At 36.5% G+C, this 14,768-nt stretch carries 15 protein-coding genes; 11 read left to right on the top strand and 4 right to left on the bottom strand.

Annotated features, from left to right (window positions below; translation table 11 throughout):
* Positions 1 to 291 (bottom strand): hypothetical protein (locus V7124_RS16265; protein ID WP_335490987.1); only part of this gene is annotated, 291 nt, incomplete at its 3' end.
* 319 nt (positions 292 to 610) lie between these two features.
* Between V7124_RS16265 and V7124_RS16270 the strand changes: the two genes are divergently transcribed.
* From V7124_RS16270 to V7124_RS16290, 5 genes are all read left to right on the top strand, one after another.
* Positions 611 to 1,678, top strand: coding sequence for a CotH kinase family protein (locus V7124_RS16270; RefSeq protein WP_335416444.1), 1,068 nt, complete (start codon positions 611 to 613; stop codon positions 1,676 to 1,678).
* 152 nt (positions 1,679 to 1,830) lie between these two features.
* Positions 1,831 to 2,376, top strand: coding sequence for a hypothetical protein (locus V7124_RS16275; protein WP_335416443.1), 546 nt, complete (start codon positions 1,831 to 1,833; stop codon positions 2,374 to 2,376).
* A 65-nt stretch (positions 2,377 to 2,441) separates the two neighbouring features.
* On the top strand, positions 2,442 to 3,647 hold the full coding sequence (locus V7124_RS16280) for a hypothetical protein (protein WP_335416441.1): 1,206 nt from the start codon (positions 2,442 to 2,444) through the stop codon (positions 3,645 to 3,647).
* A gap of 162 nt (positions 3,648 to 3,809) precedes the next feature.
* Positions 3,810 to 4,481, top strand: a complete 672-nt coding sequence (locus V7124_RS16285; protein ID WP_335416439.1) for a DUF2642 domain-containing protein — start codon at positions 3,810 to 3,812, stop codon at positions 4,479 to 4,481.
* A 170-nt stretch (positions 4,482 to 4,651) separates the two neighbouring features.
* Positions 4,652 to 5,842 (top strand): M14 family metallopeptidase, encoded by a 1,191-nt coding sequence (locus V7124_RS16290; protein WP_335490994.1) that lies wholly within the window; start codon positions 4,652 to 4,654, stop codon positions 5,840 to 5,842.
* 128 nt (positions 5,843 to 5,970) lie between these two features.
* Here the strand turns inward: V7124_RS16290 and V7124_RS16295 are convergent, their stop codons facing one another.
* Complete coding sequence (locus V7124_RS16295) at positions 5,971 to 6,342, bottom strand: DUF2500 domain-containing protein (RefSeq protein ID WP_335416435.1); 372 nt, start codon at positions 6,340 to 6,342, stop codon at positions 5,971 to 5,973.
* A 152-nt stretch (positions 6,343 to 6,494) separates the two neighbouring features.
* Between V7124_RS16295 and V7124_RS16300 the strand changes: the two genes are divergently transcribed.
* On the top strand, positions 6,495 to 6,887 hold the full coding sequence (locus tag V7124_RS16300; RefSeq protein WP_335490999.1) for a thiol-disulfide oxidoreductase DCC family protein: 393 nt from the start codon (positions 6,495 to 6,497) through the stop codon (positions 6,885 to 6,887).
* 164 nt (positions 6,888 to 7,051) lie between these two features.
* Here the strand turns inward: V7124_RS16300 and V7124_RS16305 are convergent, their stop codons facing one another.
* The gene (locus V7124_RS16305; RefSeq protein WP_335416433.1) at positions 7,052 to 7,462 is read right to left on the bottom strand and encodes a VOC family protein; all 411 of its coding nucleotides are present in this window, start codon (positions 7,460 to 7,462) and stop codon (positions 7,052 to 7,054) included.
* A gap of 478 nt (positions 7,463 to 7,940) precedes the next feature.
* Here V7124_RS16305 and treP point away from each other — a divergent pair, with 478 nt between their 5' ends.
* From treP to treR, 3 genes are all read left to right on the top strand, one after another.
* The gene (gene treP, locus V7124_RS16310) at positions 7,941 to 9,365 is read left to right on the top strand and encodes a PTS system trehalose-specific EIIBC component (protein ID WP_335416431.1); all 1,425 of its coding nucleotides are present in this window, start codon (positions 7,941 to 7,943) and stop codon (positions 9,363 to 9,365) included.
* A gap of 77 nt (positions 9,366 to 9,442) precedes the next feature.
* Positions 9,443 to 11,110: an alpha,alpha-phosphotrehalase gene (gene treC, locus V7124_RS16315; RefSeq protein WP_335491004.1), complete on the top strand. Its 1,668-nt coding sequence runs from the start codon at positions 9,443 to 9,445 to the stop codon at positions 11,108 to 11,110.
* Positions 11,111 to 11,122: 12 nt separating this feature from the next.
* Positions 11,123 to 11,839 (top strand): trehalose operon repressor, encoded by a 717-nt coding sequence (gene treR, locus V7124_RS16320; protein WP_335416429.1) that lies wholly within the window; start codon positions 11,123 to 11,125, stop codon positions 11,837 to 11,839.
* Between the two features lie 132 nt (positions 11,840 to 11,971).
* Here the strand turns inward: treR and V7124_RS16325 are convergent, their stop codons facing one another.
* Entirely contained in the window at positions 11,972 to 12,565 is a 594-nt protein-coding gene (locus tag V7124_RS16325) for a class I SAM-dependent methyltransferase (RefSeq protein WP_335416427.1), read from the bottom strand.
* Between the two features lie 166 nt (positions 12,566 to 12,731).
* Between V7124_RS16325 and V7124_RS16330 the strand changes: the two genes are divergently transcribed.
* Both V7124_RS16330 and V7124_RS16335 read left to right on the top strand, forming a co-directional pair.
* Entirely contained in the window at positions 12,732 to 14,000 is a 1,269-nt protein-coding gene (locus V7124_RS16330) for an S-adenosylmethionine decarboxylase related protein (protein ID WP_335416425.1), read from the top strand.
* Positions 14,001 to 14,260: 260 nt separating this feature from the next.
* Positions 14,261 to 14,665 (top strand): hypothetical protein, encoded by a 405-nt coding sequence (locus V7124_RS16335; RefSeq protein WP_335416423.1) that lies wholly within the window; start codon positions 14,261 to 14,263, stop codon positions 14,663 to 14,665.
* The last annotated feature ends 103 nt before the right edge of the window (positions 14,666 to 14,768 follow it).

Genomic DNA, 14,768 nt, shown 5'->3' on the forward strand with positions numbered 1-14,768 from the left:
AACCTCTGCTTCCTCTGCTTCCGCGTGAACCGTGGTTTCCTCGGCTACCCCTGCTTCCGCGTGAACCACGGCTTCCTTTTCTTCCCTTTGGACCCTTTGGTCTTTTCCCGCTTGATCCTCTACTACCTCTACTTCCACCTGTTCCACGACTACCGCGTGACCCACAGCTTCCATGTGACCCCTTTGATCCTCTACTTCCACGGGACCCACGACTTCCATGAGAACCACGACTGCCTCTGCTGCCCTTAGTATCTGATTTGCCACAGAAACATTTTCGGTCCGTTTTCTCATCTGGATTATTATCTAGAAATAAAACGACTCCATTATCCTTTGCCTGTGACATTAATTGATTCATGTCCATCCTCACTAACTATTCCACCACTTTCATAAAAGGATTATATTCACTTCTAACTTATGGTAAGAACAGTACACTTGATATAGACAAACATTGATTTTTTTAAAATTCATATTAATTTTGTTATACCTAACCTTTTGCCCTGCATCAAAAGACAGGTTATTTGTACTGCATTATCAAAGGTTGAATGATTAGCACATTCAACCTGCATGCGGCATACTATCTAGAAAAAATGAATGTATAAGGAGTAATAACGTGTTAAAATACGAAATTTTCATTAATCCAAAATTACTTCAAAAGCTGGAAGATGATATCTGGCAAGACGACCATGTCCCGGCAGTATTAAAAATTGGTGAAAATCGATACAAAATAGGATTGAAATACCGAGGAAATGTCATTAGAAAGAAGAAGAAAAAGTCCTATACGATCATTTTTCAAAGCCCTTATCTTGTCGAAGGCGCTCACGAAATTCATCTGAATGCTGAATATGATGATATTTCACTTAGCCGCAATAAGCTATCTCTCGACTTTTTCAATCGAATTGGGGTTACCTCTCCTCACTCTATGCATGTGCAGTTATATATGAATGGATTTTTCAAAGGAATTTATTTAGAGCTCGAGTCCTTTGACCAACACCTCTTGAAAAAGAGAAACCTTCCTGACGGACCCATCATATATGCAACGAATTATTTTGCAAACTTCTCATTACTCTCTCCTGAAAATGAGCTAAAATCCAGCTTAGATGAGGGTTACACAATAAAGTATGGAGTTCAAACAGACCTTTTTAAATTAGAAGACTTCATTAAAATGATCAACACCTCTAGCAACGAGGAATTTGCAAAAGAAGTTGGAAAAATCCTAGATATAGAAAAATACCTACGATGGCTCGCTGGTGTTGTTTGTACACAGAACTTTGACGGTTTTATTCATAATTATGCTCTTTATCTAAATAGCGAAACCAACCTGTTTGAGATTACCCCTTGGGATTATGATGGAACGTGGGGAAGAGATCTTCACGGCAGGAAGCTGGACCATGACTTCGTACCTATAAGTGGTTATAATACGTTAACGGGACGACTCCTCCATATTTACCCATATAGAACCAAATACAAGGAAATCTTGTCTTCTATCTTAGAAAATGATTTTAGTTTGGTCACATTGAAACCCATAATTGAAGGACAATTTCAAACCATAAAGCCTTTTATCAAGACAGACCCCTATATAAACATGGACGAGGAGCAGTTTGAAAAAGAAAAATATGTGTTTCTCCGATTTATTATGAAAAGAAATAGTTATTTAAAAAAAGAAATGGCTTCATTATGACTTTTTCACTCTGTATATGGATCCCATATACGTTTTTTTTGCCTATTTTTACAAAAAGGCATGAAAAAAGGCTCGTCGTTTAGTACAACATCACACCGTGACACATATAAATGCAGTGTAAAAGTTTATTTATTTAAAGGAGGATAAATATTGTGAATAACGACATGTGGAAGTCTTTAGTGGGGAAGACGATTAAAGTTGATAGAGGCGGTCCAGAATCAAGGATTGGAAAATTGATGGCCGTTCTTGATGACCATCTTGTACTCTTAACTAAAGACGATGGTGTGCTTTATTACAATACGCACCATGTCAAGAGTGTAACTGAAAATTCAAAGGACACTCTGGATATAGGAATTGAGGTTCCTGAAAACTTCGAATTTAAAAGCGCATCAAACTTCCAAGGTCTTTTAGATAGCTTGAAATTCCAATGGGTAAGAATTAACCGTGGTGGGCCTGAAAAACTTGAAGGTGTAATTAGCGAAATTAACAAAGACTTTGTATCGTTAATTAGTAAAGAAGAAGTTATCCGCGTATCAATGTGGCACATCCGAAATATTAGCTACGGCTTAAAAATTGAAAGTGAAAAACAAGAAGAAAATAAAGATCAAGGTAATGAAGAGAACACTTTGTCTCAAACAGAAAAACAAGTGGTCAGACAAAGAGTAATTCGTGCAGAAAATTCACAAGTAAGACAATGACCAATATAATCCTTGTCGCTTCTCGGATAGAGGAGCGACAAAATTTACCCTAAGGAGGAATTTTGATGGGATCTAATAATTTTTCATCAACTGTAGATTTACTTAAAGGCTTTAATGTAAATTTATATGTGGGTGAAGAAATTATAAAAGGGAAACTAATGGGCGTAGAAACTGACCATATCATTCTCGAAGATGAAAACAAATACGTCTATTACTATAGCATTGATAAAATTCAGGCTATAACCAAAAATACAAAGCAATATAAAGGTGAAGTTATTACCACCGAATTTATGAAAACACAAAGTTTAGCGGACTTATTAAGCTCATTAAAGAATTCATGGGTATCGATTTTGTGCTTAAATAAGCAATCATTCACGGGTGTACTGGGCATCGTTGATTCTGATTTCGTTACGTTAATCAATGGTGAAGATAGAATATTAATCAAAATCTCGCACATCTCAAATATATTAAAGGGTTATCGAAAAGAAGAAAAAGAACAAAAAAGTGATAATGAAAGTGAATCAAATGTTTTAGAGAAAAAACAAGAAGAAACAGACGATAAATATATTGAAACTCAAGTTTTCGTTAAATCAAACAAACAAGAATCAACTACTCCGCAACGAGAAACAGTTGTCAATAAGGTTGAAATGGATGCGATGATCGCTCCAATAGCAACCGTTAATCAACCAGAGATTGAGAAAAAGGGTTGGCTAGAACCTATAAAAACCTCTTTATCAATAGCTAAGGTCAGCAATGAAAGTAAAAATATAAAAGAAGAGAAAAAGCAAACCTCACACAGTGAGAGTGTTCAACCAAGCTTGGTTGTAAGACAAAACAATCACAGTGAAAGCAAATGGACAAAAATGGATGTCACACCTGCTCCAAAAGAAGAAATTAAAAAACAGAATACAGATGTAGTCATTCAAAAAATCGTAAAGCATGATAAAGAAACCATTCAAAAACCAGCTGCTTCCATGGTTGATAAAAGAGCTCAGATTAGATCTGTTGCACCGAAACAGGAGTTAACAGCAAATTCTACAATGGAGTTAGTAAATAAAGTTAAAAAAGCAAAAGAGACGTTTGAAAAGAATTCACTACTGAAAATAGAAACAACAAAGAGAAACAGTGTTGAAAATAAAAAAGAAGATAAAAAAACTACGGCACAAGAAGTCGAATTCTCCCGTTTTTCAGGTGAACCAGCAATGCGTGATTTTGATCGTAGATCCTTTTTCTCGGGATGGCCGAATCGAAATTCGCAAAGACGTATTTAATCCGACCCTATAATGGCAGCAAATGAATAGCATTAAACCAAAATTCTTCATCACTGTGCCAATAATAAAAAGTGAATTTTACAATAAAGAGCAGGGCATTTCCTATTCATCTATAGGCCCTCTCTTCTTGTAGAATCATTTTACTGGAAAGGAAGTGATTAGGTGAAAATAAAAGACCATATTGGTACCTATTTAAAACTTGAAATCTCTGGTAATAAACCCATAAGTGGAATCTTAATTGATGTAGGCAGTGATTTATGGGTAATTTATAATGGTTATGATTATTTATATATTCCTACCGTTCATATTCAAAATTGGAAGTTTCCAAAAAAAGAAGAAATTGATGAAATTATCACTTTATCAGATGACCAATCCCCCATCTTCAACCCGAATGAAGAAATTTCTCTAAGAAAAACTCTGACTGCTGCAAAGGGAATCTTTACAGAAATATACGTAACAAGTAAACAAGCATTACATGGTTACATTATAAGTATCATGAATAATTACTTTGTTTTTTACTCCCCTCTTTACAAAACCATGTTTATATCTCTAAATCACTTAAAATGGTTAATTCCCTATACCAATAGCCAGCGTCCATATGGTTTAAGCAATGCAAATTTACCGGTTAATCCTACTAACATTACATTTGCAAGGTCTTTTGAAGTCCAAATTGAAAAGTTGAATGGAACATTAATTGTATTTAATATTGGTGAAAATGAAAATGTTATAGGGAAAATCATCGGTATAAAAAATAATTTCGTTGAAATAATCACAGCTAAAGGGGATCCCGTCTATTTAAATCTCCAGCATATTAAAACGGTCCATATGACCTAACCCGTGAAGTTTTATTTACAACAATGGGCCAAGCGTTCAAATATAAATTCTACAGAGTGTCTAGCGGCACTCTTTTATTTATGGAAAAAGTAAAATCAAAACCTACATAAAAACTCAAGACTGGTGCATACATTTTAAATAATACAATTTTAGACCCTCAGGAGGATTTCATGGACATCTATGTTAGAGAAGGTGATTCATTATGGTATTACAGCCAACTGTATGGAATAAATTTCCAGATGATTGTCGATTCAAACCGGGAAATTCAGCCAAGTCAGCTTGCAGTTGGACAGCTAATTCAGATTCCCGGCTTTGTTGCGCAGGATTATCAGATTAGACGCGGTGACTCTTTCTGGGGAATTGCCAGAAGTCGGAATCTTCCACTAGACGCATTGTTATTAGCCAACCCTAATGTAAATCCAAATCGACTCCAAGTTGGCCAGATAATTCGGGTTCCCTTACGTATAACATGGAGACTTGTGAAGGGAAAGCAGCATTATGATTTCAGTCGAATGATGAGTGATATTGCTCGTTTACAAACTGTTTATCCATTTTTACGCGTGACTAATACCGGAAACTCCGTTCTTGGTAATCGTATTCCCGAAGTTCTTTTAGGGAATGGCGGAAAAAGAGTTCATTATAATGCATCCTTTCATGCAAACGAATGGATCACGACGCCAATCTTAATGACATTTTTAAATGATTATTGTTTGTCGCTAACAAATGGAAGTTCGATTCGTGGATTATCAACCTACCCACTCTATTCTCAAACCATGTTATCATTAGTTCCCATGGTTAATCCTGATGGAGTTAGTCTTGTTATGAATGGACCACCGGAAAATGAGACATGGAGAAATAGAGTAATAGAATTAAATCGTGGAAGTACTGACTTTTCTGGCTGGAAGGCCAATATTAGAGGTGTGGACTTAAATGATCAATTCCCTGCCCGCTGGGAATTGGAAAAAGCAAGGAATCCTGGTCAACCTGGTCCGAGAGATTATGTAGGGGAACGCCCTCTATCCGAGCCTGAAGCGATTGCGATGGCAGATTTGACAAGACGGCGTGACTTTTCACGTGTGCTCGCCTTTCATACACAGGGAGAAGTCATTTACTGGGGATTTGAAAACCTTGAACCTCCAGAGTCCGAGATCCTGGTGAACGAGTTTAGTAGAGTCAGTGGGTACCAGCCAGTTAAAACCATTGAAAGTTATGCAGGTTATAAAGATTGGTTTATCCAAGACTGGCGCCGACCAGGTTTTACCGTTGAGCTCGGAACTGGGATAAATCCCCTCCCACTTACTCAATTTGATGAGATCTATGAGAAAACGTTAGGAATCTTTTTGGCAGGGTTGTATATGTAATGTCTTGAAGACCTATTCCTTGGTGAGATGGGTCTTTCTTGTATGATCTTTTTTATATGCCAGTATTTTCTGCTATCCGTCAGGCCCATAAACATGAAAAGCACGCAGCCGCATGCTTTTTCCACAACTTAATTAGCCTGTTGTCGTCTTGTAAAACCATGATATCTCGTTCCTTGAAAAACTAATTCTCCAAAATCACCTTCAGCAAGCAAACCGTACTCCGATCCATTTACAGCTAATTCCATTCGGTCACCACTTTCTACCTGGAACGTAACATAATACCAAGTGCTTGAGTGACTGTCATTTCCTCCACCACTTACCTCTGTCCTTTTCGAAACAACAACTGCATCAACATTCAACCTCGGCTGCTTGTTATTATAACTCCACTGCTTAATGCCTTTAAAAATAGTAAAAAGGATAATTCCAAAAACTAAGATAAAAATTACTGGAAAAAGCATACTCATGATTGAAAACAAATCTAACCCTTCATTTAAACCCAAAGTAATAACCCTCCTTCTTCCCAGCTAACTCAATAATAATGTACAATATTACTATAAAGGCAAGTTACCAGAGCCTCAAGAGAATTTTGTCCTTTTCAGGAAAACTTTAACTATACTAACTATATGTAGTAAACAATGAAATTAGGTGAAATATGGAAAAAACCATCCTGTTTGATGGAGTCTGCAACCTCTGTAATAGCAGCGTACAATTTATTATCAAGAGAGATCCAAAGAGTCACTTTAAATTCGCTTCTATTCAAAGTGAGACGGGACGATCCTTATTAAAACAATATGGTTTTGACAAAGAGATCGACAGTTTCATTTTAATTGAAAATCAAAGAATTTATTTAAAATCGAGTGCAGCACTAAGAGTATGTAGAAATTTAAATGGCATGTGGAAGCTCCTCACCATTTTACGAATCCTACCCGCTCCTTTTAGAGACTTTTTTTACGATATCGTTGCAAAAAATCGTTATAAATGGTTTGGTAAAAAAGAAAGTTGTATGATCCCCACAAAGGAAATGAAAAAAAGATTTTTGGACTAAATGAAATCTTTTTTTAAATTATGGACATGTTCACTACATGCCAGTACAAAGAAGGACATATATTATAGTAACCCATGATACAATACCTCCTTTAGAAAGTGGCCCCACCACTTTCTTTTTTTTTGCATAAAAAAAGCACTCAAAAAAGTGCTTTTTCTACATAGTTATGATTTTTGGTAATTTAGTTCCCAAATGATTCCAAAGGAATCTTGAACACGTGCATATTTTGCACCCCAAAATGTGTCCTCCAGCTCATTGAGCACCTTACCATTTTTACTTAGAGCATTGTAAAGATTTTCGATTTCTTCATCACTTTCAGGCTCAAGCGTAAGTGAAATATTTGATCCCACTACAACCGATTTACCCGGGAAGTTATCTGAAAACATAATCGAAATGTCCTCTTTTTTGAGCTGCGCATGCATAACTCGGTCATTCGCTTCAGGCGGAGTCGGGTAATCAGCTTCACCGAAAGTTTGTAATCCAATAATTTCTGCCCCTAATAATTCCTTATAAAACTCCAAAGCTTGTTTTGCATTTCCATCAAAAGTTAAATATGGTGTAATCTGCTTCTTCATAAAAGCACTCCTTAAAATAAAATACACAACAATATATTAGTTTTATCATAAAATACAGATTTTAATCAAAAGCATAAAAAAATACCTTTGAACAGATGTCAAAGGCAAAAGGAGAGCTTAGTGGTCAAGGCTAAGCCCTAGTTTTAGGAGGTCTAAACTCAGAAGAATTTAAACAAAACCATCATAGCATTTTCCGAAAATTCTTTCAATAGTTTAAAGCGTTAAAGGTTAAAAGTAATGAACTTGTAATATTACCTCCTATTATTAGTAAATCCTAAATAATAGTTCTACTCCATTTTAAGATTAATGTGTTGACATACTTGTATATACAAGATAAAATGTAAACGTAATCAAATACCTTGTATATACATGTTTTGAGTCGATTGTTGAAAACATAAGCAAATAACATGTTAATACATGAAAATTACTATTAGACAAAGAAGTGAATGACTTTCATTTCAATTAGGGGGAGAAAACAATGTCTAAATTCACAGAGCCAGCAAAAGATTTGCTCGAACACGTTGGTGGGAAAGAAAACATTGCAGCCGTTACTCACTGTGTAACAAGAATGCGTTTTGTTTTAAATGATCCAAGCAAAGCGGATGTGACAAAAATTGAAGGTTTAAAGCCAGTAAAGGGTACCTTCACACAAGCTGGTCAATTTCAAGTTATTATCGGAAACGATGTTTCTACGTTCTATAATGACTTTGTAAAAATCGCTGGTGTCAGCGAAGCTAGTAAAGACGAAGCAAAAGTTGCTGCCAAACAAAATATGAACTGGCTGCAACGAATGATTGCTCATCTTGCCGATATTTTTACACCGTTAATCCCTGCCCTTGTTGTGGGTGGTTTAATTCTAGGATTTAGAAATGTTATTGGTGATATCAAACTACTTGAAGATGGCACAAAGACCATCGTTGAAGTTTCACAATTCTGGGCTGGAGTTCATGCCTTCTTATGGCTGATTGGCGAAGCAGTATTCCACTTCCTCCCAGTCGGTATAACTTGGTCGATTGCTAGAAAAATGGGTGCAACACCAATCCTTGGTATCGTCCTTGGTATTACCTTAGTTTCTCCACAATTACTTAATGCTTATGGTGTTGCAGGTGCAGAAACGATCCCAACTTGGAATTTTGGCTTTGCTGAAATTGAAATGATTGGTTATCAAGCACAAGTAATACCAGCTATTTTAGCCGGATTTGTTCTCTCTTTCTTAGAACTTAAACTACGTAAAATTGTTCCTAATTCCATTTCGATGATAGTGGTTCCATTCTTGGCTTTAATTCCAACAGTCTTGATTGCCCACATTGTATTAGGTCCGATCGGCTGGACAATCGGTTCATGGATTTCTGATGTTGTATATTCAAGTTTAACTTCAGCTTTTGGCTGGTTATTTGCAGCTATCTTTGGTTTTGCTTATGCACCACTTGTTATCACGGGCTTACACCATATGACCAATGCGATTGACCTGCAATTAATGTCAGAGTTAGGCGGAACAAACCTATGGCCAATGATCGCCTTATCAAACATTGCTCAAGGTTCTGCTGTACTTGCGATGATTTATATCAATCGTAAAAACGAAGAAGAAAAGCAAGTATCGATTCCTGCAGCTATTTCGTGTTACTTAGGGGTAACTGAGCCAGCGATGTTCGGTATTAACTTAAAATACGGTTTCCCTTTCCTTGCAGCGATGATTGGTTCGCTAGTAGCGGCAGTTATTTCTGTAGGTAGTGACGTTATGGCTAACTCAATCGGTGTTGGCGGACTACCTGGATTCCTTTCTATCCAGCCGCAGTACATGATGATGTTTGCGATAGCTATGTTAGTAGCGATTGTCGTTCCATTCATTTTAACAATCATTTTTGCTAAAACAGGAATGAACAAATTTTCATTTAAAAAGTAATACTCCTATTAAGGAGGGAGACCATCTCCCTCCTTTTCCACATTAGAGTCACAAAAAATTATAGGCAGGTGTATATCATGTCAACAGCATGGTGGAAAAAAGCAGTCGTTTATCAAATTTACCCTAAAAGTTTTTATGATACAACCGGTAATGGTACCGGTGATATTCAAGGAATAATTAAGAAACTAGACTATTTAAAAGAACTTGGAGTAGATGTGGTTTGGTTAACTCCTATTTATAAGTCCCCTCAAAAAGATAATGGTTATGATATAAGCGACTATTACAACCTTCAAGAAGAATATGGAACGATGGATGACTTTGACCAACTCCTTGCCGAGGCACATAAACGCGGTATTAAAATCATCATGGATATTGTCATTAATCATACTTCCACTGAACACGAGTGGTTCCAGCAAGCAAAATCCTCTAAAGACAATCCATATCGTGATTTTTACATCTGGAAGGATGGTAAAGATGGCCTCCCTCCTACCAACTGGGAATCTAAATTTGGAGGCTCAGCCTGGCAGTGGGATGAAACGACCGGGCAATACTATCTGCACTTATTTGATGTAACACAAGCAGACTTAAACTGGGAAAATGAAAAAGTTCGAGAAGCATTATATGAAATGATGCATTTTTGGCTCAAAAAAGGTGTTGATGGGTTCAGATTAGATGTCATCAATTTAATTTCAAAAGATCAGCAATTCCCTCAGGATAATAGTGACGGACGTAAATTTTATACAGATGGTCCAAGAATTCATGAGTTCCTTCATGAGATGAATGAAAAGGTATTTTCAAAATATGATATTATGACCGTTGGTGAAATGTCATCTACGTCTATCGATAACTGCATTCGCTACACCAATCCACGTGATGAAGAACTTAATATGACGTTCAGCTTCCACCATTTAAAAGTGGATTATCCAAATGGTGACAAATGGACGAAAGCAGATTTTGACTTCAAAGCATTGAAAAATATCTTGTCCAAATGGCAGATTGAAATGAATAAAGGCGGTGGCTGGAACGCCCTCTTCTGGTGCAATCATGACCAGCCACGGGCAATTTCTAGGTTTGGTAATGATCAACAGTTCCACAATCAATCGGGCAAAATGCTCGCAACTACCCTCCATATGATGCAAGGAACCCCTTATATCTATCAAGGGGAAGAATTCGGGATGACCAATCCGAAGTTCGACAAGATTGAAGATTACCGTGATGTTGAGTCCCTAAATATCTATGAGATTAAGAAAAAAGAAGGTCTTTCAGACAAGGAAATTATCGATATCTTGAAGCAGAAATCGAGGGATAATTCTCGAACGCCAATTCAGTGGAATACGCACGAACATGCCGGTTTTACATCTGGCACACCGTGGATTCATACCGCAGCAAACTATAAAGAAGTTAACGCAGAGAACGCCCTGAAGGACTCAGATTCCATTTTTTATCACTACCAAAAGCTGATTCGTCTACGGAAAGAATATGATGTAATCACTGATGGGGACTATGAAATGATCTCCGAAAACCATGACTCGATCTTTGCTTTTGTCCGAAAAACAGAGAATGCATTGTTGTTAGTAATCAATAATTTTTATAATATAAACACCACCTATGCTTTGCCTGTGACGTTAAACATTGATGGCTTGCCAAACGATGTGTTACTCTCAAATTATGAGGACTCTGCACCACTGGGCAAAGAGATACAGTTACGGCCATACGAGTCCATTGTTTATCATTTGAAAAAATAATGGGAGATTTTTATGACAAACAAGTATCAACTTATCTTTAATACCATCGTAGATCAAATTAAAAGCGGGGAAATCCTGCCGAATACCCTCCTTCCCTCTGAAAATGAACTGAAGGACCAGTATGATACATCAAGAGAAACGATTAGAAAAGCCTTAAACCTGCTTGCTCAAAATGGGTACATTCAAAAAGTAAGAGGCAAAGGTTCAATCGTCATTGATATTAATAAATTTGATTTTCCTGTTTCAGGATTGGTTAGTTTTAAAGAGCTGGCTGAAAAAATGCAGGAAAAACCACGAACAATTGTCAATGAATTGTCATTCATTATCAAACCTGATGCCTTTCTCAAGCAACAGCTGCAGCTTTCCGGGAAAGATCAGGTTTGGAAAATCGTTCGAACCCGAGAGATCGGCGGCAAGAAAATCATCCTTGATAAAGATTATCTTTCAGCAAATTACGTTCCTTCGATTACCGAAGAAATTTGCGCCGATTCTATTTATGCCTACCTTGAAAATGAACTAAACCTGAAAATCAGCTTTGCAAAAAAAGAGATTGTCGTCGAAGAGCCAACAGCAGAAGATCGTTCTTTTTTAGATTTGGATGGTTTTCATAATATTGTCGTGATTAAAAACTACGTATATTTAGAAGATGCCAGTCTTTTTCAATATACCGAATCCCGGCATCGACCGGACAAATTTCGTTTTGTCGACTTTGCACGGAGAACACAGTAAAAACCTCAATTCATTTTGAGGTTTTTCTTTTTGCTTCCCTTCGACTCGAAAAATACTTGTTAAAAGGAATCCAAAAGTATCTTTGGTTCCCCGCTAAGTGAAAAAAGCTGATTGACGGGAATCAAAAGGTACTTACTCCTTTCTATTCCTTAGCTCAGCTACAATAAAGAGGTCTTGATAAAATTTCTCTACACTCTCAATCTTCAATCCCTGAGATGTAAATGCCTCTAAAGTGTCTCTATTTAGACAGCAGCCATCACATATTTTTTTCCACAGAGGCGTTAGACCTTCCTGCATACGGCTAAGCACGGTATTTTCCATCTTGACATGTTCAAATAATAGAATTTTTCCGTTAGGTTTACATACCCGTTTTAACTCTTTAATGGCCTCTTCGACATTCGGTATCGTACAAAAAACAAGTGTTGCAACTATGGTATCAAAAGTATGATCTTCAAACGGAAGCCTCTCCGCGCTCGCTTTGACCATTTTAATTGGTACCACTGCTAATTTAAGCTTAGAAAGAGATTGGTCTATCATATGCTGACTTGGTTCAATCGCGATTACATGATCAACATTCCTATACAAGGGAAAATTAACTCCTGTACCTGAACCAAGTTCAAGTACCTTCCCAGTCGCAGTTTCAAGCAGGTCTTGACGGACCCTTTTAAATTTTCTCCGTTCCAAAGGTCCCATGAAAAAATCATACCATCTTGGAAATGTACTCAATATAACTTCAACTCCTAGTCTACGTGCCAATATATCTACTATGATTATCACTCTGACCTAAGTTTAACGTGAAAAATTTCATATATTGTTATTCTCCGATAATCATCCAATCCATTCCCACCCTATAAACATATTATAGTATAAAAACTTATGACGAGGTGTTGAAATGAAAGATCACCAAACAGTTATATCTATTTTAGGTAGTGCTGGCGGGGTGGGGAAATCTATTCTTTCGATTTTGAATAATACAGTTGTTGATACAAATGATCCTATTCATAGCATCATCTTGAATAGTACCATTCACTTAATTGACGTTAAACAAAAGGAACCACAATATTATCAAAACCTATATCCTCAATTAATAAACCAGTTGATTTTACATCAGTTTGACCTTAAAGACAAAGATCAGTTCTTGAATCATCTTATTAACACGAATACAAGCATCGTCATTGATGTTTCCTGGGCAGATACAGTTGAGATGCTGCAATGTTGTAACCAACTAGGTATCAAATATGTGAATTCCGCTTTGGAAAATACGTTTATTGATGATAATGAAGAACAGTTCGCAGGATTTCCGTTGATAGAACGAATACATTACTTTGAAAAACACAAAGACACCTTTAAAAATACTACTGCGATTGTATGTTCAGGAATGAATCCAGGAGTAGTCCAATGGATGGCAATTGAGCTTATGCGTCAATATTCCAATGAAAAACCACAAGCCTGCTACATCGTCGAGCATGATACCTCTTTTTTTAAGGAGAAGTCACAAGCTAAAAATAACGTCATCTATACCACCTGGTCTTCTGAATGCTTCCTAGATGAAGCAATTTTGTGCTATCCGATGTTCATGAAGAATCGGACAGCTCTTTATTTATATGAAGATGTCTATAATGTAGAATTTAAAGTTACTTTAGGAAAAAAGAAGTTCCATGGTTGTTTGATGCCCCATGAAGAAGTTTATACCTTGGGTAAGATGTTTGATATGGAAAGTGGATTTTTGTATAAGGTTAATGACCATACTACCCAAATTATCCGTAATAATCTAGATAACACTGATGTATTGTGGGATTTTGAAATGAAGGTACTCGATCCTCATGAGGCACCGCTCGCTGGTGAAGATTTAGTTGGCGTACTGCTCGTTTATTCTGATAAAGAGCGTTATATGTATAATATCATGAGTAATGAAAGGATTTTTTCAAAGTATAAAACAAATGCTACCTACTTCCAAGTGGCATGTGGGATATACGCTTCCCTTTCTGTCCTTCTACTTGATCAAATACCAAAAGGTGTTCACTATGTGGACGAGCTATTACTAAAAACAAAAACTAATTTCGGGCAATATTTATCCTGCTACATGACTGACTTTGTTTTTGGAGAAAATAATCAAACTGATGGAATGCTTTTAAACCGAATGAGAGAATTCACAGATTAGAATAGTTTACATTCCATATGGTGAAAATCAAATAGGTATTGGAGTTATATCTTTCATACTATGGGCAAATCCTACCCTCATCTTATTTTCTGAACTCCACAAATATTTCTAGTCCAGAGCTTAACGGTGAAGATTTCTGAGAAATATATATCACGGATCCTATTCTTAATTTCTCTAAAAATATTGTAGATGGATAATAGTACTAATTCTCATTGGAAGCTAATACAATAGAATATACGTTCGATGAGGAGGAGTGAAATATGGTGAAACAGAGTGATTCCTTCATTTCAGATGAGATGTTGGTGAAATATTACGAACTTAATAAAAAGAAAAAGGAAATCGAGTTGGAAATGAATCAATTAAAAGACACGTTTCATGACTATTTTAATAAACTAGTAGGTCCTGATAAAAAGGCCGAGATCACAATCAATGGTTACAAATTGCAGCGGCAAATGAGAAAGATTGAAAAATATAACGATGAAGTAACGGTGAGAAGGTTAGAGGACTTACAATTGAGTGACCTCGTTCATGTTATCAAGAAACCTGATGATGCAAAAATTAAATCTGCATTACAACTGGGGTTGTTAAATGAACAAAATTTAGAAGGGTGTATCATAACCACCTACTCCCCTGCCCTTTCTATTAAGACATTAACTCCAAAATAATGGTAAGAGCCATTAAGCATATTTTTAATGCTTATGGCTTTTCTTTTGTAGGAATTGTTAAATACTGGAGGGATTTTTCAAATGATAGCGAACTATTTATATG

Origin of the sequence: Neobacillus niacini (assembly GCF_036961885.1) — a bacterium.
Taxonomy (GTDB): Bacteria; Bacillota; Bacilli; order Bacillales; family Cytobacillaceae; genus Neobacillus; species Neobacillus niacini_H.

Excerpts from the sequence above, each read along its gene's own strand:
- V7124_RS16280 (WP_335416441.1), top strand. The coding sequence starts at position 2,442 with ATGGGATCTAATAATTTTTCATCAACTGTAGATTTACTTAAAGGCTTT.
- V7124_RS16290 (WP_335490994.1), top strand. The coding sequence starts at position 4,652 with ATGGACATCTATGTTAGAGAAGGTGATTCATTATGGTATTACAGCCAA.
- V7124_RS16300 (WP_335490999.1), top strand. The coding sequence starts at position 6,495 with ATGGAAAAAACCATCCTGTTTGATGGAGTCTGCAACCTCTGTAATAGC.
- V7124_RS16305 (WP_335416433.1), bottom strand. The coding sequence starts at position 7,462 with ATGAAGAAGCAGATTACACCATATTTAACTTTTGATGGAAATGCAAAA.
- treP (WP_335416431.1), top strand. The coding sequence starts at position 7,941 with ATGTCTAAATTCACAGAGCCAGCAAAAGATTTGCTCGAACACGTTGGT.
- treC (WP_335491004.1), top strand. The coding sequence starts at position 9,443 with ATGTCAACAGCATGGTGGAAAAAAGCAGTCGTTTATCAAATTTACCCT.
- treR (WP_335416429.1), top strand. The coding sequence starts at position 11,123 with ATGACAAACAAGTATCAACTTATCTTTAATACCATCGTAGATCAAATT.
- V7124_RS16330 (WP_335416425.1), top strand. The coding sequence starts at position 12,732 with ATGAAAGATCACCAAACAGTTATATCTATTTTAGGTAGTGCTGGCGGG.
- V7124_RS16335 (WP_335416423.1), top strand. The coding sequence starts at position 14,261 with ATGGTGAAACAGAGTGATTCCTTCATTTCAGATGAGATGTTGGTGAAA.